Origin of the sequence: Pseudomonas sp. NPDC087614, from assembly GCF_044743485.1 — a bacterium.
In the GTDB taxonomy this organism is placed as follows: Bacteria; Pseudomonadota; Gammaproteobacteria; order Pseudomonadales; family Pseudomonadaceae; genus Aquipseudomonas; species Aquipseudomonas baetica_A.
This window is the reverse complement of sequence record NZ_JBIUWN010000084.1, coordinates 1-21,587: the sequence shown is the minus strand read 5'-3', so window position 1 is coordinate 21,587 and position 21,587 is coordinate 1. Positions and strand designations below refer to the sequence as shown.

At 59.9% G+C, this 21,587-nt stretch carries 24 protein-coding genes and 1 tRNA gene; 17 read left to right on the top strand and 8 right to left on the bottom strand.

What is annotated here, in order from left to right; translation table 11 throughout:
- Window positions 1-110: 110 nt before the first annotated feature.
- Together hemH and ACIOWA_RS23645 are read right to left on the bottom strand one after the other, a co-directional pair.
- Window positions 111-1,136: a ferrochelatase gene (hemH, locus tag ACIOWA_RS23650; protein WP_339432189.1), complete on the bottom strand. Its 1,026-nt coding sequence runs from the start codon at window positions 1,134-1,136 to the stop codon at window positions 111-113.
- Window positions 1,137-1,149: 13 nt separating this feature from the next.
- Complete coding sequence (locus ACIOWA_RS23645) at window positions 1,150-2,052, bottom strand: TIGR01777 family oxidoreductase (RefSeq protein ID WP_339432190.1); 903 nt, start codon at window positions 2,050-2,052, stop codon at window positions 1,150-1,152.
- A 202-nt stretch (window positions 2,053-2,254) separates the two neighbouring features.
- On the opposite strand from ACIOWA_RS23645, the gene ACIOWA_RS23640 reads away from it, so the two are divergent.
- From ACIOWA_RS23640 to ACIOWA_RS23585, 12 genes are all read left to right on the top strand, one after another.
- Entirely contained in the window at window positions 2,255-3,241 is a 987-nt protein-coding gene (locus ACIOWA_RS23640) for an FAD-dependent oxidoreductase (protein WP_339432191.1), read from the top strand.
- The gene (locus ACIOWA_RS23635) at window positions 3,238-3,453 is read left to right on the top strand and encodes a TIGR02450 family Trp-rich protein (RefSeq protein WP_401162209.1); all 216 of its coding nucleotides are present in this window, start codon (window positions 3,238-3,240) and stop codon (window positions 3,451-3,453) included. Before ACIOWA_RS23640 ends, ACIOWA_RS23635 begins: the two co-directional genes overlap by 4 nt.
- Before the next feature lie 112 nt (window positions 3,454-3,565).
- Window positions 3,566-4,528: a DUF523 and DUF1722 domain-containing protein gene (locus tag ACIOWA_RS23630; protein ID WP_339432193.1), complete on the top strand. Its 963-nt coding sequence runs from the start codon at window positions 3,566-3,568 to the stop codon at window positions 4,526-4,528.
- Window positions 4,528-5,469 (top strand): MerR family transcriptional regulator, encoded by a 942-nt coding sequence (locus ACIOWA_RS23625; RefSeq protein WP_339432194.1) that lies wholly within the window; start codon window positions 4,528-4,530, stop codon window positions 5,467-5,469. Before ACIOWA_RS23630 ends, ACIOWA_RS23625 begins: the two co-directional genes overlap by 1 nt.
- A gap of 20 nt (window positions 5,470-5,489) precedes the next feature.
- A complete protein-coding gene (phrB, locus tag ACIOWA_RS23620) occupies window positions 5,490-6,935 on the top strand; it encodes a deoxyribodipyrimidine photo-lyase (protein ID WP_401162212.1) in 1,446 nt (481 codons plus the stop codon).
- The gene (locus ACIOWA_RS23615; RefSeq protein WP_339465319.1) at window positions 6,928-7,350 is read left to right on the top strand and encodes a nuclear transport factor 2 family protein; all 423 of its coding nucleotides are present in this window, start codon (window positions 6,928-6,930) and stop codon (window positions 7,348-7,350) included. Before phrB ends, ACIOWA_RS23615 begins: the two co-directional genes overlap by 8 nt.
- On the top strand, window positions 7,347-8,129 hold the full coding sequence (locus tag ACIOWA_RS23610; RefSeq protein WP_339465320.1) for an SDR family NAD(P)-dependent oxidoreductase: 783 nt from the start codon (window positions 7,347-7,349) through the stop codon (window positions 8,127-8,129). Before ACIOWA_RS23615 ends, ACIOWA_RS23610 begins: the two co-directional genes overlap by 4 nt.
- Window positions 8,126-9,373, top strand: coding sequence for an FAD-dependent oxidoreductase (locus tag ACIOWA_RS23605; RefSeq protein WP_339495732.1), 1,248 nt, complete (start codon window positions 8,126-8,128; stop codon window positions 9,371-9,373). Before ACIOWA_RS23610 ends, ACIOWA_RS23605 begins: the two co-directional genes overlap by 4 nt.
- On the top strand, window positions 9,370-10,185 hold the full coding sequence (locus ACIOWA_RS23600) for a DUF1365 domain-containing protein (protein ID WP_221731559.1): 816 nt from the start codon (window positions 9,370-9,372) through the stop codon (window positions 10,183-10,185). The genes ACIOWA_RS23605 and ACIOWA_RS23600 overlap by 4 nt, the downstream gene beginning before the upstream one ends.
- Entirely contained in the window at window positions 10,172-11,437 is a 1,266-nt protein-coding gene (locus tag ACIOWA_RS23595) for a cyclopropane-fatty-acyl-phospholipid synthase family protein (protein WP_339432198.1), read from the top strand. The genes ACIOWA_RS23600 and ACIOWA_RS23595 overlap by 14 nt, the downstream gene beginning before the upstream one ends.
- Window positions 11,430-11,921 carry a DUF2878 domain-containing protein gene (locus ACIOWA_RS23590; RefSeq protein WP_339432199.1) on the top strand — a complete coding sequence of 164 codons (492 nt, stop codon included), beginning with the start codon at window positions 11,430-11,432 and terminating at the stop codon, window positions 11,919-11,921. Before ACIOWA_RS23595 ends, ACIOWA_RS23590 begins: the two co-directional genes overlap by 8 nt.
- 53 nt (window positions 11,922-11,974) lie before the next feature.
- On the top strand, window positions 11,975-12,280 hold the full coding sequence (locus ACIOWA_RS23585; RefSeq protein WP_221731562.1) for a YkgJ family cysteine cluster protein: 306 nt from the start codon (window positions 11,975-11,977) through the stop codon (window positions 12,278-12,280).
- A 143-nt stretch (window positions 12,281-12,423) separates the two neighbouring features.
- Here ACIOWA_RS23585 and ACIOWA_RS23580 read toward each other — a convergent pair whose 3' ends face one another.
- From ACIOWA_RS23580 to hemA, 6 genes are all read right to left on the bottom strand, one after another.
- Window positions 12,424-12,942: an acyloxyacyl hydrolase gene (locus ACIOWA_RS23580; RefSeq protein ID WP_339432200.1), complete on the bottom strand. Its 519-nt coding sequence runs from the start codon at window positions 12,940-12,942 to the stop codon at window positions 12,424-12,426.
- Between the two features lie 111 nt (window positions 12,943-13,053).
- Window positions 13,054-13,845: a glutamate racemase gene (gene murI, locus ACIOWA_RS23575; protein WP_401162204.1), complete on the bottom strand. Its 792-nt coding sequence runs from the start codon at window positions 13,843-13,845 to the stop codon at window positions 13,054-13,056.
- A complete protein-coding gene (locus tag ACIOWA_RS23570; RefSeq protein WP_339495730.1) occupies window positions 13,838-14,593 on the bottom strand; it encodes a molybdopterin-synthase adenylyltransferase MoeB in 756 nt (251 codons plus the stop codon). The genes murI and ACIOWA_RS23570 overlap by 8 nt, the downstream gene beginning before the upstream one ends.
- Window positions 14,587-15,417 carry a peptide chain release factor N(5)-glutamine methyltransferase gene (gene prmC / locus ACIOWA_RS23565; RefSeq protein ID WP_401162202.1) on the bottom strand — a complete coding sequence of 277 codons (831 nt, stop codon included), beginning with the start codon at window positions 15,415-15,417 and terminating at the stop codon, window positions 14,587-14,589. The genes ACIOWA_RS23570 and prmC overlap by 7 nt, the downstream gene beginning before the upstream one ends.
- The gene (gene prfA, locus ACIOWA_RS23560) at window positions 15,418-16,500 is read right to left on the bottom strand and encodes a peptide chain release factor 1 (protein WP_339432204.1); all 1,083 of its coding nucleotides are present in this window, start codon (window positions 16,498-16,500) and stop codon (window positions 15,418-15,420) included.
- The gene (gene hemA / locus ACIOWA_RS23555) at window positions 16,497-17,783 is read right to left on the bottom strand and encodes a glutamyl-tRNA reductase (RefSeq protein ID WP_339465327.1); all 1,287 of its coding nucleotides are present in this window, start codon (window positions 17,781-17,783) and stop codon (window positions 16,497-16,499) included. The genes prfA and hemA overlap by 4 nt, the downstream gene beginning before the upstream one ends.
- Before the next feature lie 182 nt (window positions 17,784-17,965).
- On the opposite strand from hemA, the gene ACIOWA_RS23550 reads away from it, so the two are divergent.
- The 5 genes from ACIOWA_RS23550 to ACIOWA_RS23530 all read left to right on the top strand — a co-directional run.
- Window positions 17,966-19,690: a tetratricopeptide repeat protein gene (locus tag ACIOWA_RS23550; RefSeq protein WP_339432206.1), complete on the top strand. Its 1,725-nt coding sequence runs from the start codon at window positions 17,966-17,968 to the stop codon at window positions 19,688-19,690.
- 3 nt (window positions 19,691-19,693) lie between these two features.
- Window positions 19,694-20,311, top strand: a complete 618-nt coding sequence (gene lolB / locus ACIOWA_RS23545) for a lipoprotein insertase outer membrane protein LolB (protein ID WP_339465329.1) — start codon at window positions 19,694-19,696, stop codon at window positions 20,309-20,311.
- Between the two features lie 3 nt (window positions 20,312-20,314).
- The gene (gene ispE / locus ACIOWA_RS23540; protein WP_339495728.1) at window positions 20,315-21,166 is read left to right on the top strand and encodes a 4-(cytidine 5'-diphospho)-2-C-methyl-D-erythritol kinase; all 852 of its coding nucleotides are present in this window, start codon (window positions 20,315-20,317) and stop codon (window positions 21,164-21,166) included.
- A 36-nt stretch (window positions 21,167-21,202) separates the two neighbouring features.
- Window positions 21,203-21,277 (top strand) — tRNA-Gln (locus ACIOWA_RS23535).
- 45 nt (window positions 21,278-21,322) lie between these two features.
- A partial coding sequence (locus ACIOWA_RS23530; protein WP_401162198.1) for a ribose-phosphate pyrophosphokinase-like domain-containing protein occupies window positions 21,323-21,587 on the top strand: 265 nt, incomplete at its 3' end.

Genomic DNA, 21,587 nt, shown 5'->3' with positions numbered 1-21,587 from the left:
AGGAGGGTGAAATCTCCCACGGTCTGTACTGCGCTAACAGTCAGAATCGAGCCTTGTCCCTCCTCCTCCCTTCAAGTCCTACCATACAAGCGAGCTTGCTCGCGAAGCTTTTAAAGCGCCAACGGCGCTCGTTCACACAGAGTGGCCAGCGCCTTCGCCCATTGCGGGTCGTCATTGAGGCACGGCACCAGCACCAGATCCTCTCCCCCGGCTTCGCAGAACTGCTCCTTGCCGCGATCACCAATCTCTTCCAGTGTCTCGATGCAGTCAGCGACAAACGCCGGGCACATCACCAGAATCTTCTTCACGCCGCTTTTCGCCAGCTCATCGAGCCGCGCCTCGGTATAGGGCTCGATCCACTTCGCTCGGCCCAGACGCGACTGAAACGACACCGACCATTTGCCATCCGTCAGCCCCATGCGCTCAGCGAACAACGCCGCCGTGCGCAGGCATTGCGCGCGATAACAGGTGGCCAAGACCTCAGGCGATGCGTTCTTGCAGCAATCTTCATTCTTGAAGCAATGATTGCCGGTCGGATCGAGTTTGGTCAGGTGCCGCTCGGGCAAGCCATGGAAGCTCAGCAGCAGGTGATCGTAGTCCTGCTGCAAGTGCGGCCTGGCGCTTTCGACCAGCGCTTCAATGTATTCCGGCTGATCGTAGAACGGTTGCAGCAACGAGAGCTGCACATTGAGATTTTTGCTGCCAATGACACGCTTCGCCTCTTCGATCACCGTGGTAGTGGTGCTGTCGGCGAACTGGGGATAAAGCGGCGCCAGTGTGATGCGTTTGTGCCCCGCCGCGACCAATCGCAACAGGCAGGTTTCAATCGACGGCTCGCCGTAACGCATCGCCAAATCAACCGGGCCACGGTTCCACTGTTGGGTCATCTGCTGCTGCAAACGACGACTGAGCACCACCAACGGCGAACCCTCCTCCCACCAGATCGAGGCATAGGCGTGGGCCGATTGCTCGGGGCGTTTGATCAGGATCAACGACACCAGCAAACGCCTTACCGGCCACGGCAGGTCAATCACGTACGGGTCCATCAAAAACTGATTGAGGTAGCTGCGCACATCGGCCACCGAGGTGGAGGCCGGGGAGCCCAGGTTGACCAGAAGCAAGGCGTGATCGGTCATGCAACGTCCTATTTCAGAGGCGGCTGGAGAGATCATCCAGGGCCGCGCGTAAATCCGTGAACTGGAAAGTGAAGCCCGCTTCCAGCAAGCGTGCCGGCGTGGCCCGTTGGCCGCCCAGCAACAACAAAGACATCTCGCCGAGGCCGACTTTGAGCGCCAGCGTCGGCATCGGCATGAACGCCGGGCGGTGCAGTACGCTGCCCAACGTCTTGGCAAATTCGCGATTGCGCACAGGGTTCGGCGCGCACGCATTATAAGGACCACTCGCCTGATCGCGGAGCAGAAGAAAATCAATCAAGGCGATTTGATCGTCGATATGAATCCACGGCATCCACTGCCGGCCATTGCCCAGCGGCCCGCCCAACCCGAGCTTGAACGGCAGTAACAGCCGCGACAAAAAACCGCCCTCAGCCGACAGCACCAGACCGGTTCGCACCAGCACCACGCGAATGCCCTGAGACTCGGCACGCAGGGCCGTTTCTTCCCAGGCGATGCACAACTGACTGGCGAAATCGTCGATGACCGGCGGCGACTCTTCCGTCAGCTCACGTTCACCACCGTCGCCATACCAACCGATGGCGGACCCGGAGATCAGAAGCGACGGTTTCTGCGCCCGCGTTTCGAGCCATGCCAACAACGTTTCCGTCAGCGTGATACGGCTGCTCCACAGCAACGCTTTGCGTCGATGCGTCCAGAGTCGGTCGGCAATCGGTGCGCCAGCAAGATTGATGATGGCGTCGACAGTTTCTTCGCCGAGGTCCTCCAGGCGCGCAACTCCACGCACTTGGGCACCACAGGTTTTTGCGACCGTTTCCGGACGTCGACTCCACACCGTCAGACGATGGCCCTGCCCAGACCAATGTCGGCAGAGCTGACGCCCTATCAAACCAGTACCGCCGGTCAGCAATATATGCATGACATCTTCCTCGCGTGGCGTTTTACCCGGATCACTAGTCTATTTTTAGAAGCAGGGATCTTTTCTATCGGGCAGGCTCTATTGTTTAACCATAGGCCAAGCTGTCCGAACGAGAATGCTAGAAGTTATACCAAAAAACAAAATTGTACAGGTTTCATCAGCAGCGTAGTCTGTTCTGTACAGAAAGGTAAACGAGGCCCCTATGACTGTACCTATCGCAATCATCGGCACCGGCATCGCCGGGCTCTCGGCGGCCCAGGCTCTGACAGAGACCGGGTACACCGTCCAGTTGTTCGATAAAAGTCGCGGCAGCGGCGGACGCATGTCGAGCAAACGCAGCGACGCCGGTTCGCTGGACATGGGCGCGCAATACTTCACCGCCCGCGACCGGCGCTTCGTCACCGAGGTGCAGCGCTGGCAAAGCCAGGGCTGGGTCGCCGAGTGGACGCCGCAGCTCTACACCTATCAGGGCGGGCAACTCAACCTCTCCCCGGACGAGCAGACCCGTTGGGTTGGCGCGCCACGCATGAGCGCAATCACACGCGGCTTGCTCGATGGCATGGAAGTGCATTTCGCTTGCCGGATCACCGAGGTCTTCCGTGGCGAAGAACACTGGCATCTGCAAGACGCCGAAGGTTTCACCCACGGGCCTTTCAGTCATGTGGTGATTGCCACGCCCGCGCCGCAGGCCACCGCATTGCTGGCCGCCGCGCCGAAACTCGCCGGGGCCGCCGCCGGGGTGAAAATGGACCCCACCTGGGCCGTTGCCCTCGCCTTCGATACGCCGCTGGAGACCCCCATCGAAGGCTGCTTCGTGCAGGACAGCCCACTCGATTGGCTGGCGCGCAACCGCAGCAAGCCGGGGCGCGACAACACCCTCGACACTTGGGTGTTGCATGCCACAAGCGCGTGGAGCCGGCAGCACATCGACCTGTCCAAAGAGGCGGTCATTGAGCAACTGCACGGTGCTTTCGCCGAATTGCTGCACGGCGCGATGCCCGCCCCGACCTTCAGCCTCGCCCATCGCTGGCTCTATGCCCGCCCGGCGACCGGCCACGAATGGGGCACGCTGGCCGATGCCGATCTGGGCTTGTATGCCTGCGGCGACTGGTGCCTGTCGGGACGTGTCGAAGGTGCATGGCTCAGTGGTCAGGAGGCCGCGCGACGCTTGCACGAGCACCTGCAATGAACCGCATCAATCCGCGCAAATTGCTGCTGTCGAAATGGACAGCAGCCCAGCCGAAAAACCGCGAGAAGCATTTTCTGGTGACCGAACTGTTCTGCGATGATGAAGGCACGGTGCTTGAGATTGAGTTGCAGGCCGTGCTGACCCAGCGCGCCGAGCGACTCGATTGGCAAATCCTGAAAGACCCGGCTGAATGGCATTTGGGCTGGAAGTGAGCCCCCCCCGCAAAAACCTATACAAATCATTTGACTTGTACACCCCACAATCTATGCTGAGGAAAAATTGTACAGAGGCAAACCTCTGTACAGGTATAGATTCGAGGTGCTCATGTCCGAACCTTCTGCGCTTAAACCCAAAATCGCCATCAGCGCCTGCCTGCTGGGTGCCGAGGTGCGCTACAACGGTGGTCACAAGGAGTCGCGACTGTGCAGCCGCACGCTCTCGGAATATTTCGAGTTCGTCCCGCTGTGCCCGGAAGTCGCGATTGGCCTGGGCATTCCTCGCGAGCCGATTCGCCTGGTCGGCGACCCGGAGCATCCCGAAGCCATCGGCACCGTCAACCCCGCAATCAACGTCACCCAGCCACTGGCCGAGTACGGCCAGAAGATGGCCGCCGAACTGAATGACATCTGCGGCTACATCTTCATGCAGCAGTCACCGTCCTGCGGACTGGAACGGGTCAAGGTCTATCACGCCAACGGCGCCCCGGTGAACGGCGGCGGACGCGGCATCTATGCTCAAGCCTTCTGTGCACGGCACCCGGACTTGCCGGTGGAAGAAGCCGGCCGCCTGAACGATCCGGTGCTGCGCGAGAACTTCATTACCCGCGTGCTCGCCTACCGCGACTGGCAGCAGTTGCTTGCCCAAGGCCTGAGCCGCCGTGCCCTCACGGAATTCCATTCGCGCTACAAATATCAGCTGATGGCCCACAACCCTCTGCAATACAAGGCACTGGGGCAGTTGTTAGGCAACATGGCGCAGAGCGACCCTGCGCAACTGGGCCCACGCTACTTCAGCGAACTGATGGCGGCGCTTAAAAAATGCGCCACCCGTGGCACGCACAGCAACGTCCTGTTACACATCAGCGGGTATCTGAAACAGGCGATCAGCGCCGAAGACAAACAAGAGATGCAACATGTCATCGGCCAGTACCGCCTCGGCATCGTGCCGCTGGTCGTGCCGTTGACCCTGCTCAAGCATCACTTTCGCCTCCATCCGGACCCGTACATTGCGCAGCAGGTTTACCTGCAACCGCATCCGGAAAATCTCAGCTTGCGAAACGCCATCTAATGACTGAAAAAACCGATAGCAGCGCCCAGGAAGACTTGGGCGCGGACTTTAAAAAGGCCCTCGACGAAGGCTGGCTGCCGATCCGCGAAGTGGCGCGGCAAACCGGCGTCAACGCGATCACTCTGCGCGCTTGGGAACGCCGTTATGGGCTGATCGTGCCGCAGCGCACACCCAAGGGGCATCGGCTGTATTCGGCCGAGCATGTGCAACGGATCCTGACCATCCTCACCTGGCTCAACCGTGGCGTTGCGGTCAGTCAGGTCAAGCCGTTGCTCGAGACCCCGCAAGCGTTCAGCGAAACGGTGGAAAACGACTGGCAACGATTGCGTCAGACACTGTTGATGGCCGTCACGCAACTCAATGAACGCAACCTCGACGACAGCGTCAATCAAGCCATGGCGCTGTATCCGCCGCGCACCCTGTGCGAGCAATTGCTGATGCCGCTGCTGGCCGATCTTGAGCAACGCTGGCAGGGCCAGTTCGGTGCGCAGATGGAGCGCGTGTTCTTTTATTCATGGTTACGCAGCAAATTCGGCGCGCGCATCTACCATAACAACCGTCAGTTGCATTCAGCGCCGCTGCTGCTGATCAATCACTCCGACCTGCCACTGGAACCTCATCTGTGGCTATGCGCGTGGCTGATCAGCAGCAACGATTGTCCGGTGCAAGTCTTTGACTGGCCGTTGCCAGCCGGGGAACTGGCATTGGCGGTCGAACATCTGCAATCGCGTGGCGTACTGCTGTATTCCAGCAAAGCCATGCAACTCGCACAGTTGCCGAAACTTCTGGCGGGGGTCAGTGGCCCAAAAATAATTGTCGGACCAACGGTATGCATCCACCACGCCGAGTTGTCCGTAAGAACTTGCGAGATAGCTGATTTGTACCTGGCTGAAGATGCGCTTTCAGCGCACCAGGTGCTCATTCAGCGCGGGCTGATTTGATGAACCCAGTGAAGACCGACATGCAATTGATCTGGCTGCGCACTGACTTGCGCCAACATGACAACACCGCCCTTGCGGCCGCCGCAGCACGCGGCCCGACGGTCGCCGTGTACCTGTTGAGCCCCCGGCAATGGCAAGAACATGACGACGCGCCGTGCAAGGTCGATTTCTGGCTACGCAATCTGCGCGAACTGAGCAAAAGCCTGGGCGAGCTGAACATTCCCTTGCTGATCCGCACCGCTGCGCACTGGGATCAGGCCCCAGCGCAGCTGCTCAAACTCTGCCAGCAACTGAAGATCGCCGCCGTTCACGTCAACGAAGAATACGGTGTTCATGAGAGCCGTCGCGATGCGGCGGTGGCCGACACGCTGAAAGGCGAAGGCGTCGAATTTCACCGCTATCTTGATCAACTGCTGTTCAAGCCCGGCACAGTACTGACCAAAACCGGCACTTATTTTCAGGTGTTCAGCCAGTTCCGCAAGGTCTGCTATGAACGCCTGCATCGCTCGATGCCGGCCCTGGTGAAAACCCCAGGCAAGCAAACCGCACTGGCGCTCGAGAGCGATCCGGTGCCTGACTGCGTCGACGGTTTCGCCGCCCCCGGCGAGTCCCTGCGCGCCCTGTGGCCGGCAGGGGAAGAGGAAGCTCAACGCCGCCTCGACACCTTCGCCGATGCGCAAATCGACTACTACAAAAGCGAAAGAGACTTCCCGGCCAAACCGGGCACCAGTCAGCTTTCTGCTTATCTTGCCGCCGGGGTGATATCGCCCCGCCAATGCCTGCACGCGGCCCTGCAGAGTAATCAGGGCGAATTCGAAAGCGGCAAGGTGGGCGCGGTCACCTGGATCAACGAACTGCTGTGGCGTGAGTTTTACAAACACATCCTGGTCGGCTATCCACGGGTATCGCGCCACCGCGCCTTCCGCCCGGAAACCGAGGCCTTGGCCTGGCGCCATGCACCGGATGATCTGGCGGCGTGGCAAGAAGCGCGCACCGGGCTGCCGATCATCGATGCGGCCATGCGCCAATTGCTCGAAACCGGCTGGATGCACAACCGTCTGCGCATGGTGGTGGCAATGTTCCTGACCAAAAACCTGCTGATCGACTGGCGTGAAGGCGAACGCTTTTTCATGCGCCACCTGATCGACGGCGATCTGGCGGCCAACAACGGTGGCTGGCAGTGGAGCTCATCGACCGGGACCGATTCGGCGCCGTACTTCCGCATTTTCAATCCGCTGAGCCAGTCGGAGAAATTCGACAGCGAAGGGCTGTTCATCAAGCACTGGCTGCCTGAACTGGCCGGGCTCAATAAAAAACAAGTGCACAACCCGGCCAGCGCCGGTGGGCTGTTCGGTGTCGCCGACTATCCCGCGCCAATCGTTAATCTCAGCGCGTCACGGGAGCGCGCGTTGGCCGCCTTCAAGAACCTGCCTGCCCGCCAAGCGGCCGGAGGCGATCATGAGTGAATTGCTGCGCAGCTTCGCCCGGCAATTTTGCGAGTTGGATAAAGACAACTTGCAACGCTTGGGCGAGCTGTACAGCGATGACATTCACTTCACCGACCCGTTGCACGACGTGCAGGGGTTGACGCAACTGCGCAGCTACTTTGCCCAGATGTACGCCAACGTCAGCGAACTGCGCTTCGACTTCTACGGTTTCGACCAGATCAGTGACGGTGAAGGCTACCTGCGCTGGGTTATGAGTTATCGCCACCCACGGCTGGCCAGCGGCCGGGAAATACGCGTCAGCGGCTGCTCGCATTTGCTTTGGCGCGACAAGGTTTATCGCCACCGGGATTATTTCGATGCCGGGGCGCTGCTGTACGAACATTTGCCCGTATTGGGCCGAGTAATTGCTTGGTTGAAAAGGAGAATGGGATGAGTCGTACACCTCCACGGCGCTATTGGTTGACCGGTGCCAGCAGTGGTATCGGCGCGGCACTGGCTGAGGAAATTCTGAAATCCGGTGCGCACCTGGCGGTCAGTTCACGTCAGGTCGCCCCGCTCAAGGCCTTGTCGCAACGTTATCCGGGACAAGTGCTGGTGGTGCCGGGCGATTTGACCAACAGCCAGACCGTGCGCGAAATCGGTGAGCACATCACTCAGGACTGGGGATCGCTCGATAGCGTGATTCTCAATGCCGGGACGTGCGAGTACGTCGATGCCCGCCAGTTCGACGCTTCGATCGTCGAGCATGTGGTGCGCACCAATCTGCTCGCCAGCAGCTATTGCATCGAAGCCGCCCTGCCCTTGCTGCGTAAAGGCACGGCACCGCATCTGGTCGGGGTCGCCAGCTCCGTGACCTATCTGCCGCTGCCTCGGGCCGAAGCCTATGGTGCATCGAAGGCCGGGCTGCGTTACCTGTTCGAATCGTTGCGCATTGACCTGGCGGATGAAGGCATTGAAGTCACGGTGGTCAGCCCCGGTTTTGTCGAGACACCGCTGACCGCCAAGAATGATTTTCCGATGCCTCTGAGTTGGCCTGTGGATAAAGCCGCACGACACATCTACGCCAAACTCAAGGACCGGCCACTGGAAATCGCCTTTCCCGCGCTGTTCATGGCCGCCCTGTGGCCGTTGTCGAAATTGCCCGCCCGAGCGCAACTCGCCATTGGCAAACGCATGGTGCGACGCAATCCACCGCTGCAGGAACCAACGTGAAAATTGCCATCATCGGCAGCGGGATCTCCGGGCTTACCTGCGCCTACCTGCTCAATCGCCGACACGACATCACGGTGTTCGAAGCCAGCGACTGGGTCGGTGGCCACACGCACACCGTAGAGGTGACCGTCGACGGTCGCTCCTACGCGGTGGACACCGGCTTCATCGTATTCAACGACTGGACGTACCCCCACTTCATTCGCTTGCTGGGCGAGCTCGGCGTGAGCTTCAAAGCGACCGAAATGAGCTTCTCCGTGACCGATCCGGACACGGGGCTGGAATACAACGGCAACAACCTCAACAGCCTGTTCGCCCAGCGCCGCAATCTGCTGTCGCCGGGATTCTGGGGCATGCTGCGCGACATTCTGCGCTTCAACAAAGAAGCGCAACGCGACCTCGCAGAACAGCGGATCGCTGCCGACACCACGCTGGACGACTACCTCAAGGCTGGCGGCTACGGCGAGCGTTTCATCCTGCATTACATCGTGCCGATGGGGGCCGCGATCTGGTCGATGCCGATGGCGCAGATGCTCAATTTTCCGCTGCAGTTTTTTGTCCGTTTCTTCAAGAACCATGGGCTGCTATCGGTCAGTAATCGTCCGCAATGGCGGGTCATCGAGGGCGGCTCCAGCGCCTATGTCGCGCCACTGACCGCTTCGTTCAAAGAGAACATCCGCCTCAACTGCCCGGTGACCCGTGTTGATCGCAACGAACATGGCGTGGTTATCCACAGCCCGGCAGGGAGCGAACATTTCGACCAAGTGGTGTTTGCCTGTCACAGCGATCAGGCCTTGCAACTGCTCGCCAGCCCCAGCGATGCCGAACGCGCAATCCTCGGCGCCCTGCCCTACGCCGACAATGAAGTGGTGTTGCACACCGACACGCGTCTGCTGCCCGCTCGCAAACTGGCGTGGGCGAGCTGGAACTATCGGCTTGGCGGATCCGGCCACACTCAGGCGGCGGTCACTTATGACATGAACATCCTGCAAGGCATCCAGAGCGACACCACGTTTTGCGTCAGCCTCAACCAGAGCGCGGGCATCAGCCCATTCAAAGTGCTCGCCAAATACACCTACGCCCACCCGCAATTCAGCCTCGCGGCAGTGGCGGCGCAGAATCGCTGGGCAGAACTGGACGGCGCACAACACACACATTATTGCGGCGCCTACTGGGCCAACGGTTTCCATGAAGACGGTGTGGTCAGCGCATTGCGCGTGGCTGCTTCGTTCGGGGAAACCTTATGAACAGCGCCCTGTACAGCGGCTGGATCGGTCATCGGCGCTTTTCGCCGCGCAAGCACGCGTTCCGTTACAAGATCGGCTTGCTCTATCTCGATCTGAGCGAACAGGACGCTGTGCTGGCGCTGTCGCCACTGGCGGGGCGTAGCCGCTTCGCGCCATTCTCCTTTCGCGAAACCGACTATCTGAAGACCTTCACCGGGCGCGGCATTCGCCTGATCGATGCCGTGCGCCAGCAGGTCGCTGCCGCCATCGGCCATGAACCGCAAGGCTCGATCTGCCTGCTGACCCAGGCGCGCAGTTGGGGCTTGTCGTTCAACCCCGTGAGTTTCTTTTACTGCCACGAAGCCGACGGGCAACTGGCCGCGATTGTCTGCGAAGTGACCAACACCCCATGGCGCGAGCGTTATCACTACGTGCTGCCTGCGCGCACGCCGGCCAATCTGCAGGATTTTCACCAGCATTTCGCGGTGGCCAAGGCGTTCCATGTCTCACCGTTTCTGCCGCGCGATCTTGAATACCGCATGAGCTTCAGCCCCGCCGCCAAAACCCTTGGCGTGCACATGGCCGACTGGCAGGGCGAACACAAGCTGTTCGACGCCACGCTCAATCTGCAACGCGAAACCCTCAACCGGCAAAGCCTGCATCGCTACCTGCGGCGCTTCCCGTGGATGACTGCAAAAACCGCGTTGGCGATTTACTGGCAAGCGTTGCGACTGCTGTTCAAACGCGCGCCCATCTTTGCTCATCAGGCTGCCGACGGCAGCTTTCAAACCGCCACTGTGCCTCCCAAGGAGCAACGCCATGAAATCCTCTAGCCCGTCGCTCAGTCGGCTCAGCACCCATGGTTTGACCGGATCGCTGTTGCGCCGTGGTGTATTACGCCAACTGGCTCAACTCAAACACGGGCAACTGCTGGTGATCGAGGATGGCGAACGCTTGATGTTCGGCGCGCCGGGCAGTGCCTTGCTCGGGGAAATCCACATTCAGGACCCGGCAGTCTGGGGCATGGTGGCCGGCAATGGCTCGATCGGTGCCGGCGAGGCGTTCATCCATGGTTACTGGCATTCGCCAGACCTGACCGCCGTGGTGCGGGTGTTCGTCAGCAACCTTGAGGTGCTCGACGCGATGGAGGGCGGTCTGGCCCGTCTCGGCCGCCCGCTGGTGCAAGGCCTGCACTGGCTCAACCGCAACACCCGCAAGGGCTCGCAGAAAAACATCGCCGCGCACTATGACCTGGGCAACGATCTGTTCGAGCAGTTTCTCGACCCGACCATGATGTATTCGGCGGCACAGTTCCTCACCCCCGAAGACAGTCTGGAACAGGCGCAACTGAACAAGCTCGAGCGGATCTGCCAGAAACTCGCGCTCACGCCCAGCGATCACCTGCTGGAAATCGGCACCGGTTGGGGCAGCATGGCGCTCTACGCGGCACAAAATTATGGCTGCCGCGTGACCACCACAACCCTGTCCAAAGAGCAGTACGCGTTTACCGCACAGCGCATCGAACAACTGGGCTTGCAGGATCAGGTCACGCTGCTGCTCAAGGACTACCGCGACCTCACCGGCGAGTACGACAAACTGGTGTCGATCGAGATGATCGAAGCCGTCGGTCATCGCTTCCTGCCGACCTACTTCAAGCAATGTGCACACCTGCTCAAGCGCAATGGTCTGATGCTGATTCAAGCCATCACCATCCGCGAACAGCGCTACGAGCAAGCCAGGCGCGGCGTCGACTTCATCCAGCGCTACATCTTCCCCGGCGGCGCCCTGCCCTCTGTGCAGAAGATGCTTGAAGTGGTCAGTCGCGAAACCGACATGAACTTGCTGCACATGGAAGATTTCGGCCTGCACTACGCACGCACCCTGCGTCTGTGGCACGAAAACTTTCGCCGTGCACACGGCCGCTTGAGCGAATTGGGCTACGACGATTACTTCCTGCGGTTGTGGGAATTCTATCTGTGCTACTGCGAGGGCGGATTCCTGGAGCGCACCATCGGCACCGCGCAATTGCTGCTGGCCAAACCCGCTGCCATGCCCGCGCCACTGCTTGGCCGTTTCGATGCTTGAGCGGATCGCCAATGCCGTGTTGTTCCAGATCGGCTGGCTGGTCTGTGTGCTCGGCGGCAACAGTTTGTGGCTGCTGCTGGCGCTGGCGGTGCTGGTGATTCATCTGTGCTGGATCAGCAGTTGGGCGGCTGAGGGCCGCTTGGTACTCAGTGTGGTGCTGGTCGGTACGGCGGTGGACAGCGTTTTGCGTGGCCTAGGCGTGTTTGAGTTCCAGGATCAGTCACCATTGATTCCGCTGTGGCTGATGCTGCTCTGGGCCTTGCTCGCCACGACCCTACGTCACTGCCTTGCGTGGACTGCCCGGCCATGGTGGCTGGCCAGCGCACTGGGCGCCGTCGGCGGCGCATTGTCGTACTACGGCGGCGGACGACTGGCCGGGGTGCAATTTCCCTACGGCGAATTACCGACCCTGATCGGCATCGGCCTGCTTTGGGCACTGCTGTTTCCGTTGTTGCACACCATGGCGCGACGCCTGAACCACTGAGCGTCCGTCAGAGCTTTCACACACTCGACGAGCTCTGCCTTACACTGCCGGCCATGAAAAACATTCCCCACCAGCAAATCACCGAACCGGCGGTCACCTGTTCGACTTGCGCAGCGTGCTGCTGCCAGCTCGAAGTGATGCTGATCACCGACACCGGCGTGCCTGATCGCTTTATCGATACCGATGAGTGGGGCGGCGAAGTGATGCTGCGTCTGGACGACGGCTGGTGTGCGGCACTGGATCGCGACACGATGATGTGCACGATCTATGAGAAGCGTCCGCTGATTTGTCGCGAGTTCGAGATGGGCTCACCCGAGTGCATCGAAGAGCGCCAGGGTATCGCCACGGTATACCGCTGATCCCGAAAACACCCCAAAACCAAATGTGGGAGCGGGCTTGATCGCGAAAGCGGTGGGTCAATCAACTCACATGTCGACTGATACACCATATTCGCGAGCAAGCCCGCTCCCACAAGGTTTTCTGCAAACAGTTAAATCTGTGCTTACAGTGGCATCGTGTAATGCAGCGCGTAGCTTTCTACACCGTCGTTGTCACTGGCAAGACCGGCGTTGGAATAGTGCATCGCACGAATCCCGACTTCATGCCCACCGTTGAAACGCAGACCAAAACCCAGGCGATCTTCGAACTGGAAGGCGCCGCCCAGATTGTTCGATTCGTACCGGGTATTGGAGAACACCGCCACGCCAATCCCGGCCTCGACATACGGTTTGACCGATTGCCCGGCAAACTCGTAAACGAACACCGGCGAGAACGACAGGCTGTTGTTGCTGGAGGTCTTGTCGCCTTCCCAATAGGTGTAGGCACCGCTCCAGTAGCCGGTCAGGCGACCGACGTCACTCTGCAGCCAGCTCTTGTCCCAATCGAAATTCATCCCCAGGCGATACGTCATGGTTGAGTCGCTGGTTGCCCCGACCCCGAACTCAACACCTGCTGCTTGTGCGGTAAAACTGTGCCCCATCAGTGCGGCCGCAATCGCGGCCAAACAGAATAGTCGCTTCACTTTGAAACTTCCTTTTCCGGAACGATCGTTTGGTTTTCTAGATAACTCACGCTATAGAAGGCGACGGTTGATCAGAAGTTCAGCCGATTTTTTAGTTATTTCACACTTTTTTTACAATCCGAAGTGATGCACGTCACTTGCGGTTTGCCCCAGCAGCGGCAGGATGTTTTTGAAGTACTGCGGGTCGGCACTGGTCCAGAATCTGACCGACCGGTTCGGCCCTTCGGCGAGCAAATCGCGTTCGGCCAGAAGACGCTGAAGTTGCCGAGCCACGGCTGCACCCGTGTCGATCAGGCTGATGTTTTCGGGGAGCATCGACTTGAGCATCGTTTTAAGAAAGGGATAGTGCGTGCAGCCGAGAATAATGGTGTCGCAACCATTGGCCAGCAACGGATCGACGTAGCTTTGCAGCAACTGGCGCAACGCGGCGCTGTGCAGATCGCCGCTCTCGATCAACTCGACCAGCCCCGGGCACGGCTGGGTGATCACCCGCACATCGGTGGCGAAGCGATCCAGCAGCGCTGCAAACTTGGCACTCTGCAAGGTGCCGGTGGTGGCGAGTACGCCGACCACACCGCTGCGGGTGGCAGCAGCGGCAGGCTTGACCGCTGGCTCCATGCCGACAATCGGCCAGTCGGGAAAATCCCGGCGCAGATCGGCCACAGCGGCCACCGTCGCGGTATTGCAGGCGACCACCAACGCCTTGGCGCCCTGCTCGCGGAAAAACCCGGCCATCACGCTGCAGCGCTGGCGGATGAACGCAGGGGTTTTCTCGCCGTAAGGAATGTGCCCGCAATCGGCAAAGTACAGCAGCGACTCTCGGGGCAACAATCGCTGGATTTCGGCCAATACCGACAAGCCGCCGACACCGGAATCAAACACGCCGATCGGCGCTTCACGCATGGCGCGAACCACAGACGCTGCAACCCGGATCACGCTTGACCCGCAACTCGCGAAAGCGCGAGCCCAAGGCGTCGATCAACAGCAAGCGCCCCACCAGCGGTTCGCCGAACCCGACCAGCACCTTCAACGCTTCGAGTGCCTGAAGGCTGCCGACCAACCCCACCAGCGGCCCCACTACGCCAGCCTCGCTACACGTCAGTTCGGCTTCGCTACCGTGGCCGTACAGACAGTGGTAGCAAGGACTTTCGGCGCGACGCGGATCGAACACCGACAACTGCCCTTCAAGACGAATCGCTGCGCCGCTGACCAAGGGTTTGCCAGCGGCCACACACGCGGCGTTGACCGCTTCGCGCGTGGAAAAATTATCGGAACAGTCGAGGACCAGGTCCACCGCCGAAACGGCAGCGGCAAGAGAGTCCTCGTCCAGTGCCTGACGATGAGGCACCAGTAGAATCTCGGGGTTGATCGCACTCAAACGCTTGAGCGCCGAGTCGACCTTGCTCATGCCGACGCTGTCGGTGTCGTGGATGATCTGGCGCTGCAGGTTGGTCAGATCGACCGTGTCGAAATCCGCCAAATGCAATTCGCCCACACCTGCTGCCGCCAGATACAAGGCAACCGGCGCACCGAGACCGCCGAGGCCGACGATCAGTACGCGACTGTCCTTGAGCTTCAACTGGCCATCGATGTCGATGTGTTGCAGCAGAATCTGTCGGCTGTAGCGCAGCAATTCCTGATCATTCAGCACGGCAGGCGCCCCAGGCTGATGCGTTGATGACCGCCCAGATCGGTGCGGCTGTGGACGTCTTCGAAACCGCGAGTGCTCAACAGATCGCGAACAGCCTCGGCTTGATCATAGCCGTGTTCGAGCATCAGCCAGCCGCCGGCCTGCAGGTGATCCGGCGCTTGGGCGACGATCAGACGCAAGTCGTCGAGCCCGTCCTCACCGGCCACCAGCGCACTGGCCGGTTCGAAGCGCACATCACCTTCGACCAGATGCGGGTCGGCGGACGCGATGTAGGGCGGATTGCTGATGATCAGATCAAAACGCTGACCTTGCAGAGCGCTGAACCAATGGCTGCTCAGCACCGTGGCATTGTTCAGGTGCAGACGCTGGCGATTGCGCTCCGCCAGGGCCACGGCTTCCAGAACACGGTCCACGGCAGTGACTTGCCACGCGGCACGCTCACTGGCCAGGGCCAAGGCAATCGCGCCACTCCCCGTACCGAGGTCGAGAACGTTGGCCGCGGTCGCGGGCAACAACTCCAGCGCGGCTTCCACCAGCAATTCTGTGTCAGGACGCGGGATCAGTGTGTGCGGAGCGACCTCCAGATCGAGCTTCCAGAACCCCTGCTGACCCAGAATGTAGGCCACTGGCTCACCGCCGCGACGACGTTGCAGATACTCGGCAAAGGTCAGCGCCGCGTCACTGGGCACGATGCGCTCGGGCCAGGTGTGCAGAAAACTGCGCGACTTGCCCAGCGCCGCCGCGAGGAGCAATTCGGCGTCCAGACGCGCGGTGGGCGAATCCGGCAGTTCGGCGGCACGCAACAGGCTGGCAATGATGGTCATTTATTCACCTATTGCCGCGAGTTGGTCGGCCTGGTATTCGGCCAGCAAAGGCTCGATCACGGCCTCAACGCCACCGGCGAGAATGTCATCCAGGGAGTACAGGGTCAGGTTGACGCGATGGTCGGTGACCCGGCCCTGAGCAAAGTTGTAGGTGCGAATCCGCTCGGAACGATCACCGGAACCGACGAGCAGTTTTCGCTCGCTGGCAATCGCATTGGCCGCTGCGGCGGTTTGCTGATCATTGAGTTTGGCTGCGAGCCACGCCATCGCCCGCGCACGGTTCTTGTGCTGGGAACGTTCTTCCTGACACTCGACGACAGTGCCGGTCGGTATGTGCGTGATGCGGATCGCCGAGTCGGTGGTGTTGACGTGCTGACCGCCGGCCCCGGAGGAGCGGTAAGTGTCGACGCGCAAATCCGCCGGGTTGATCTCGATGGCTTCGCGCTCGTCTGGCTCGGGCAACACCGCCACGGTGCAGGCCGAGGTGTGGATACGGCCCTGGGATTCGGTGGCCGGCACACGCTGTACGCGGTGCGCGCCGGACTCGAATTTCAGCTTGCCGTAAACGTTGTCGCCTTCGATGCGGGCGATGACTTCTTTATAGCCACCGTGTTCGCCTTCGTTTTCCGAAAGGATCTCCACACGCCAGCCGCGGCGTTCGGCGTAACGCGAGTACATGCGGAACAGGTCGCCGGAAAAAATCGCCGCCTCGTCGCCGCCGGTGCCGGCGCGAATTTCGAGGAAGACGTTGCGGCCGTCGTTGGGATCCTTGGGCAGCAGCATGCGCTGCAGATCGGATTCCAGGGTGATCAGCAATTCCTTGGCTTCGTGGACTTCTTCCACGGCCATTTCACGCATGTCCGGGTCGCTGTCCTTGAGCAGCGCCTGCGCGCCTTCAAGATCGCTTTGTACACTGAGCAGCTTTTTATAGCCTTGTACCACCGGCTCAAGTTCGGCGTATTCCTTGGAATAGGCACGAAATTTGGCTTGATCGGAAATGACTTCGCCGTCGCCGAGCAGCGCGGTCAGTTCCTCGAAACGGTCCTGGAGGATGTCCAGCTTATTGAGCAGTGACGCTTTCATTGCGGTTTTTTATCCGAAAAGCTATCCGGTGAGCCCTCGAGGGCAAAGAGTTCCTGGGCCATGGCCAGCGCATCGAGGCGGCCTTCGGCAGAAAGCTTTTTCAGTTGCACGCTCGGGGCATGCAACAGTTTATTGGTCAGGCCACGGGCCAGTTGCCCGAGCACGTCTTCAGCGTTACCGCCGTTGGCCAGCAGACGCAGGGCTTTTTGCAGTTCCTCGTCGCGCAGGCGTTCGCTCTGTTGACGATAGGCCTTGAGCACGTCGACCGCCGCCAGTTCGCGCAGGCGCACCATGAAATCGTCAGCGCCGACCGAGACCATTTCTTCCGCCGCCTGGGCTGCGCCCTGGCGACTTTTGAGGTTTTCGGCGACCACTTCGTGGAGGTCGTCGACGCTATAGAGGTAAACGTCGTCCAACTCGCCGACTTCCGGCTCGATATCCCGGGGAACGGCAATGTCGACCATGAAGATCGGTTTGTGCTTGCGCAGCTTCAGTGCACTCTCGACCGCGCCTTTGCCGAGGATCGGCAACTGACTGGCGGTCGAACTGATGACGATATCGCTGCGCACCAACTCCGCCGGAATATCCGACAGCAACACCGCGTGGGCGCCGAACTGTTCGGCCAGCAGACTCGCGCGCTCCAGGGTGCGGTTGGCAACGACGATGCGCTTGACCCCCAGCTCGTGCAAATGGCGGGCGACCAGGGTGATGGTCTCGCCAGCGCCGATCAGCAAGGCCTGGCTGCGTTGCAAATCACTGAAAATCTGTTTGGCCAGGCTGACGGCCGCAAATGCCACGGACACCGGGTTTTCACCGATTGCGGTGTCGGTGCGCACCTGTTTGGCGGCATTGAACGTGGCCTGGAAGAGTCGCCCCAGCAGCGGCCCGATAGTCCCGGCCTCGCGGGCCACGGCGTAGGCCGACTTCATCTGGCCGAGAATCTGTGGTTCGCCCAGCACCAACGAGTCGAGCCCGGAGGCGACACGCATCATGTGACGAACTGCCGCATCATCTTCATGCACATAAGCACTCGCGCGCAGCTCATCGAGGCTTAAATGGTGATAGTCGGCCAGCCAGCGCAGCACGATATCCGCACAAAGCTGATCCTGTTCTATATAAAGCTCACTGCGATTGCAGGTGGAGAGGATCGCAGCTTCGCGGCTGTCGGTCAGTCGGCAGAGCTGCTGCAGGGCCTCAACCAGTTGCTCAGGGGTAAAGGCCACGCGCTCGCGGACGTCTACTGAAGCAGTCTTGTGGTTAATACCGAGTGCAAGGAAGGCCATTCAAGGTCGCTGATGGTGACGTGAAGCCGGCAATTGTCCACCTTCGAAAGATTCAGAACAACTACCGCTGACTATTGTCCCAATTGTCGGCCCCTATAATGGGCACAATTGAGACTCGGTTATGTTTGGCCCAAGGCTTGTGTCATGATGATCCGACCGCAGGTTAGTCGTCCTCTTCCTATATGAATAGATCTTCCGCGTTGCTCCTTGCTTTTGTCTTCCTCAGCGGCTGCCAGGCCTTGGCACCCGTTTCGCCGGACGGTACACCACCGGTCGAAGACACCACGCCCGCGCCTGAAAAGCCCAAGGTTTACAGCTCGTTCAGCGAGGAAACCATTTTCAGCCTGTTGAGCGCCGAACTCGCCGGCCAGCGCAATCGTTTCGACATTGCGCTGGATAACTACGTGACCCAGGCCATCAATACCCAGGACCCGGGCGTCTCCGAGCGTGCTTTTCGCATCGCCGAGTATCTGGGCGCCGACCAACCGGCTCTCGACACGGCACTGATCTGGGCAAGAAACGCCCCGGACGATCTCGAAGCGCAACGCGCCGCCGCCGTACAACTGGCACGCGCCGGGCGCTATGACGACTCCATGGTCTATATGGAGAAAGTCCTGCTGGGCAAGGGCGACACCCATTTCGATTTCCTCGCGCTGTCGGCGGCTGATACCGACCAGGAAACCCGCGACGGCCTGATGAAAAGTTTTGACCGTTTGTTGCAGCGTCACCCGAACAACGGTCAACTGATTTTCGGCAAGGCCCTGCTCTTGCAGCAGGACGGCGACAATAAAGCTGCGCTGACCCTGCTCGAAGACCACCCGCCGGAAGACGGCGAAATTGCCCCGATCCTGCTGCGCGCGCGCCTGCTGCAGCTCTTGAACCGTGGCGACGAAGCGCTGCCGGTGCTGCAAAAAAGCATCAAGAAGTACCCGGACGACAAACGCCTGCGCCTGACTTACGCACGCATGCTGGTCGAGCAGGACCGAGTGGACGACGCCAAAGCCGAGTTTTTCAGTCTCGTTCAGCAATATCCTGAAGACGACGAACTGCGTTATTCGTTAGCGCTGGTGTGCCTGGAAGCCAAGGCCTGGGACGAGGCCAAGGGCTATCTCGAAGACCTGATCGCTCGCGACAGCCACGTCGATTCGGCGCACCTGAACCTGGGGCGCATCGCTGAAGAGCGCAACGACCCGCAAGGTGCACTGATCGAGTACGCCCAGGTAGGACCGGGCAACGACTATTTGCCCGCGCAGTTGCGTCAGGCCGACATCCTGATGAACAACGGCAAAACCGCCGAAGCGCAAAACAAACTGGCGGCCGAACGCGACGCGCAACCCGATTACGCCATCCAGTTGTACCTGATCGAATCAGAAACCCTGTCGGCCAACAAACAGGACGACAAGGCCTGGAAAGTCTTGCAGCAAGCCTTGCAGCAATACCCGGACGACCTGAACCTGCTTTACACCCGGGCAATGCTCGCGGAAAAACGCGATGACCTGGCACAGATGGAAAAAGACCTGCGCCTGATCATCAAACGCGATCCGGACAACGCCATGGCGCTGAACGCTTTGGGCTACACCCTGTCTGACCGAACCACGCGCTACGCTGAAGCCAGGACGCTGATCGAGCAGGCGCATCAGATCAACCCGCAAGACCCGGCAGTACTCGACAGCCTCGGCTGGGTGAACTTCCGCTTGGGCAATCTGGACGACGCCGAGAAATATCTGCGTCAGGCGCTGGAGCGTTTCCCTGATCACGAAGTCGCCGCTCACCTCGGTGAAGTGCTGTGGGTCAAGGGCAACCAGCGTGAAGCCAAACAAATCTGGGGCAAATTCCTCAAGGATCAGCCCGACAGCACCATTCTGCGCAGCACCATCAAGCGCCTGACCGGATCCGAGACTCTTTAACTCATGTTTTTGCGCCACGTTATTGTTTTCAGCTTCATCGCCCTGCTCGCCGGCTGCTCGGGTTTTGGTACCCGCGAATCAGTCGAGGGCCACGGCAGTCCGGCTCAATGGGCCGTGAACAAACAACAGCTGACAGGCCTCGACGGCTGGCAGATCGACGGCAAGATCGGCATCCGCGCACCAAAGGATTCCGGTAGCGGCACGTTGTTCTGGCTGCAGCGTCAGGACTATTACGACATTCGCCTGTCCGGCCCGCTGGGTCGTGGCGCCGCTCGACTGACCGGGCGTCCGGGCAAGGTCTCGCTGGAAGTCGCCAATCAGGGCCGCTATGACTCCGAGTCGCCGGAAGCGCTGCTTGAGGAGCAACTCGGCTGGAAGCTGCCAGTGTCGAATCTGGCCTGGTGGGTGCGTGGCCTGCCCGCTCCGAACAGCAAAAGTCGCCTGAACCTGGACGCCGACAGTCGTCTGGCCAACCTGGAACAGGATGGCTGGAAAGTCGAATACATCGCTTACACCGAGCAGAACGGTTACTGGTTGCCGGAACGCATCAAGCTGCACGGCACCGACCTTGATGTGACGCTGGTGATCAAGACCTGGCAACCGCGCAAGTTGGGGCAATAACCCATGACCGCTGCACGCCTGACCCTGCCCTCTCCGGCCAAGCTCAATCTGATGCTGCACATTCTCGGTCGCCGTGAAGACGGTTATCACGAATTGCAGACGCTGTTTCAGTTTGTCGATTACGGCGACGAAATCACTTTTGCCGTGCGCGATGACGGCGTGATTCAACTGCACACCGAATTCGCAGGCGTGCCGCATGACAGCAACCTGATCGTACGCGCGGCGAAAATGCTCCAGCAACAATCCGGTTCCTCACTCGGTATCGATATCTGGATCGATAAAGTGCTGCCGATGGGCGGCGGCATAGGTGGCGGTAGCTCGAACGCGGCAACGACTTTGCTCGGCCTGAATCATTTGTGGCAACTGGGTTGGGACGAAGATCGCCTGGCCGCACTGGGGCTGTCGCTGGGTGCTGACGTGCCGGTTTTCGTTCGCGGCCATGCGGCTTTCGCCGAGGGTGTCGGCGAGAAACTCACCCCGGTCGATCCCGAAGAACCGTGGTATCTGGTGCTCGTGCCGCAAGTCTCTGTAAGTACGGCAGAAATTTTTTCCGATCCTTTGTTGACACGTAACACGCCGCCCATTAAAGTGCGCCCCGTTCCCGAGGGAAACAGTCGAAATGACTGCTTGCCGGTGGTTGCAAGGCGTTATCCAGAAGTACGTAACGCATTGGATTTGTTAGGTAAATTTACCGAAGCAAAGCTCACCGGAACTGGAAGTTGTGTGTTTGGGGGCTTCCCAAGCAAAGCTGAAGCTGATAAAGTCTCGGCCCTTCTGACAGAGACCCTTACAGGGTTTGTAGCAAAAGGAAGCAACGTTTCGATGTTGCATCGCAAGCTGCAAAGTCTGCTCTAAAGGAACCAAGTGCTCGGCACTTGAAGCAACAGATACAGGGGCGTCGCCAAGCGGTAAGGCAGCAGGTTTTGATCCTGCCATGCGTTGGTTCGAATCCAGCCGCCCCTGCCATTTTCTATACTCATCCAGGTTACCCTCAGCCTCTAGGTACTGCGCGTGTCCAAGATGATGGTCTTTACGGGGAATGCTAACCCCGATCTGGCTCGGCGTGTTGTACGTCAGCTGCATATCCCTCTCGGTGACATCTCTGTCGGTAAGTTCTCCGACGGCGAAATTACTGCCGAGATCAATGAAAACGTTCGCGGTAAAGACGTTTTCATTATTCAGCCGACCTGCGCTCCGACAAACGATAACCTGATGGAACTGGTCGTGATGGCTGATGCCTTCCGCCGCTCCTCGGCTACTCGTATCACTGCTGTTA

Excerpts from the sequence above, each read along its gene's own strand:
- hemH (WP_339432189.1), bottom strand. The coding sequence starts at position 1,136 with ATGACCGATCACGCCTTGCTTCTGGTCAACCTGGGCTCCCCGGCCTCC.
- ACIOWA_RS23645 (WP_339432190.1), bottom strand. The coding sequence starts at position 2,052 with ATGCATATATTGCTGACCGGCGGTACTGGTTTGATAGGGCGTCAGCTC.
- ACIOWA_RS23640 (WP_339432191.1), top strand. The coding sequence starts at position 2,255 with ATGACTGTACCTATCGCAATCATCGGCACCGGCATCGCCGGGCTCTCG.
- ACIOWA_RS23635 (WP_401162209.1), top strand. The coding sequence starts at position 3,238 with ATGAACCGCATCAATCCGCGCAAATTGCTGCTGTCGAAATGGACAGCA.
- ACIOWA_RS23630 (WP_339432193.1), top strand. The coding sequence starts at position 3,566 with ATGTCCGAACCTTCTGCGCTTAAACCCAAAATCGCCATCAGCGCCTGC.
- ACIOWA_RS23625 (WP_339432194.1), top strand. The coding sequence starts at position 4,528 with ATGACTGAAAAAACCGATAGCAGCGCCCAGGAAGACTTGGGCGCGGAC.
- phrB (WP_401162212.1), top strand. The coding sequence starts at position 5,490 with ATGCAATTGATCTGGCTGCGCACTGACTTGCGCCAACATGACAACACC.
- ACIOWA_RS23615 (WP_339465319.1), top strand. The coding sequence starts at position 6,928 with ATGAGTGAATTGCTGCGCAGCTTCGCCCGGCAATTTTGCGAGTTGGAT.
- ACIOWA_RS23610 (WP_339465320.1), top strand. The coding sequence starts at position 7,347 with ATGAGTCGTACACCTCCACGGCGCTATTGGTTGACCGGTGCCAGCAGT.
- ACIOWA_RS23600 (WP_221731559.1), top strand. The coding sequence starts at position 9,370 with ATGAACAGCGCCCTGTACAGCGGCTGGATCGGTCATCGGCGCTTTTCG.
- ACIOWA_RS23595 (WP_339432198.1), top strand. The coding sequence starts at position 10,172 with ATGAAATCCTCTAGCCCGTCGCTCAGTCGGCTCAGCACCCATGGTTTG.
- ACIOWA_RS23590 (WP_339432199.1), top strand. The coding sequence starts at position 11,430 with ATGCTTGAGCGGATCGCCAATGCCGTGTTGTTCCAGATCGGCTGGCTG.
- ACIOWA_RS23585 (WP_221731562.1), top strand. The coding sequence starts at position 11,975 with ATGAAAAACATTCCCCACCAGCAAATCACCGAACCGGCGGTCACCTGT.
- murI (WP_401162204.1), bottom strand. The coding sequence starts at position 13,845 with ATGCGTGAAGCGCCGATCGGCGTGTTTGATTCCGGTGTCGGCGGCTTG.
- prmC (WP_401162202.1), bottom strand. The coding sequence starts at position 15,417 with ATGACCATCATTGCCAGCCTGTTGCGTGCCGCCGAACTGCCGGATTCG.
- prfA (WP_339432204.1), bottom strand. The coding sequence starts at position 16,500 with ATGAAAGCGTCACTGCTCAATAAGCTGGACATCCTCCAGGACCGTTTC.
- hemA (WP_339465327.1), bottom strand. The coding sequence starts at position 17,783 with ATGGCCTTCCTTGCACTCGGTATTAACCACAAGACTGCTTCAGTAGAC.
- ACIOWA_RS23550 (WP_339432206.1), top strand. The coding sequence starts at position 17,966 with ATGAATAGATCTTCCGCGTTGCTCCTTGCTTTTGTCTTCCTCAGCGGC.
- lolB (WP_339465329.1), top strand. The coding sequence starts at position 19,694 with ATGTTTTTGCGCCACGTTATTGTTTTCAGCTTCATCGCCCTGCTCGCC.
- ispE (WP_339495728.1), top strand. The coding sequence starts at position 20,315 with ATGACCGCTGCACGCCTGACCCTGCCCTCTCCGGCCAAGCTCAATCTG.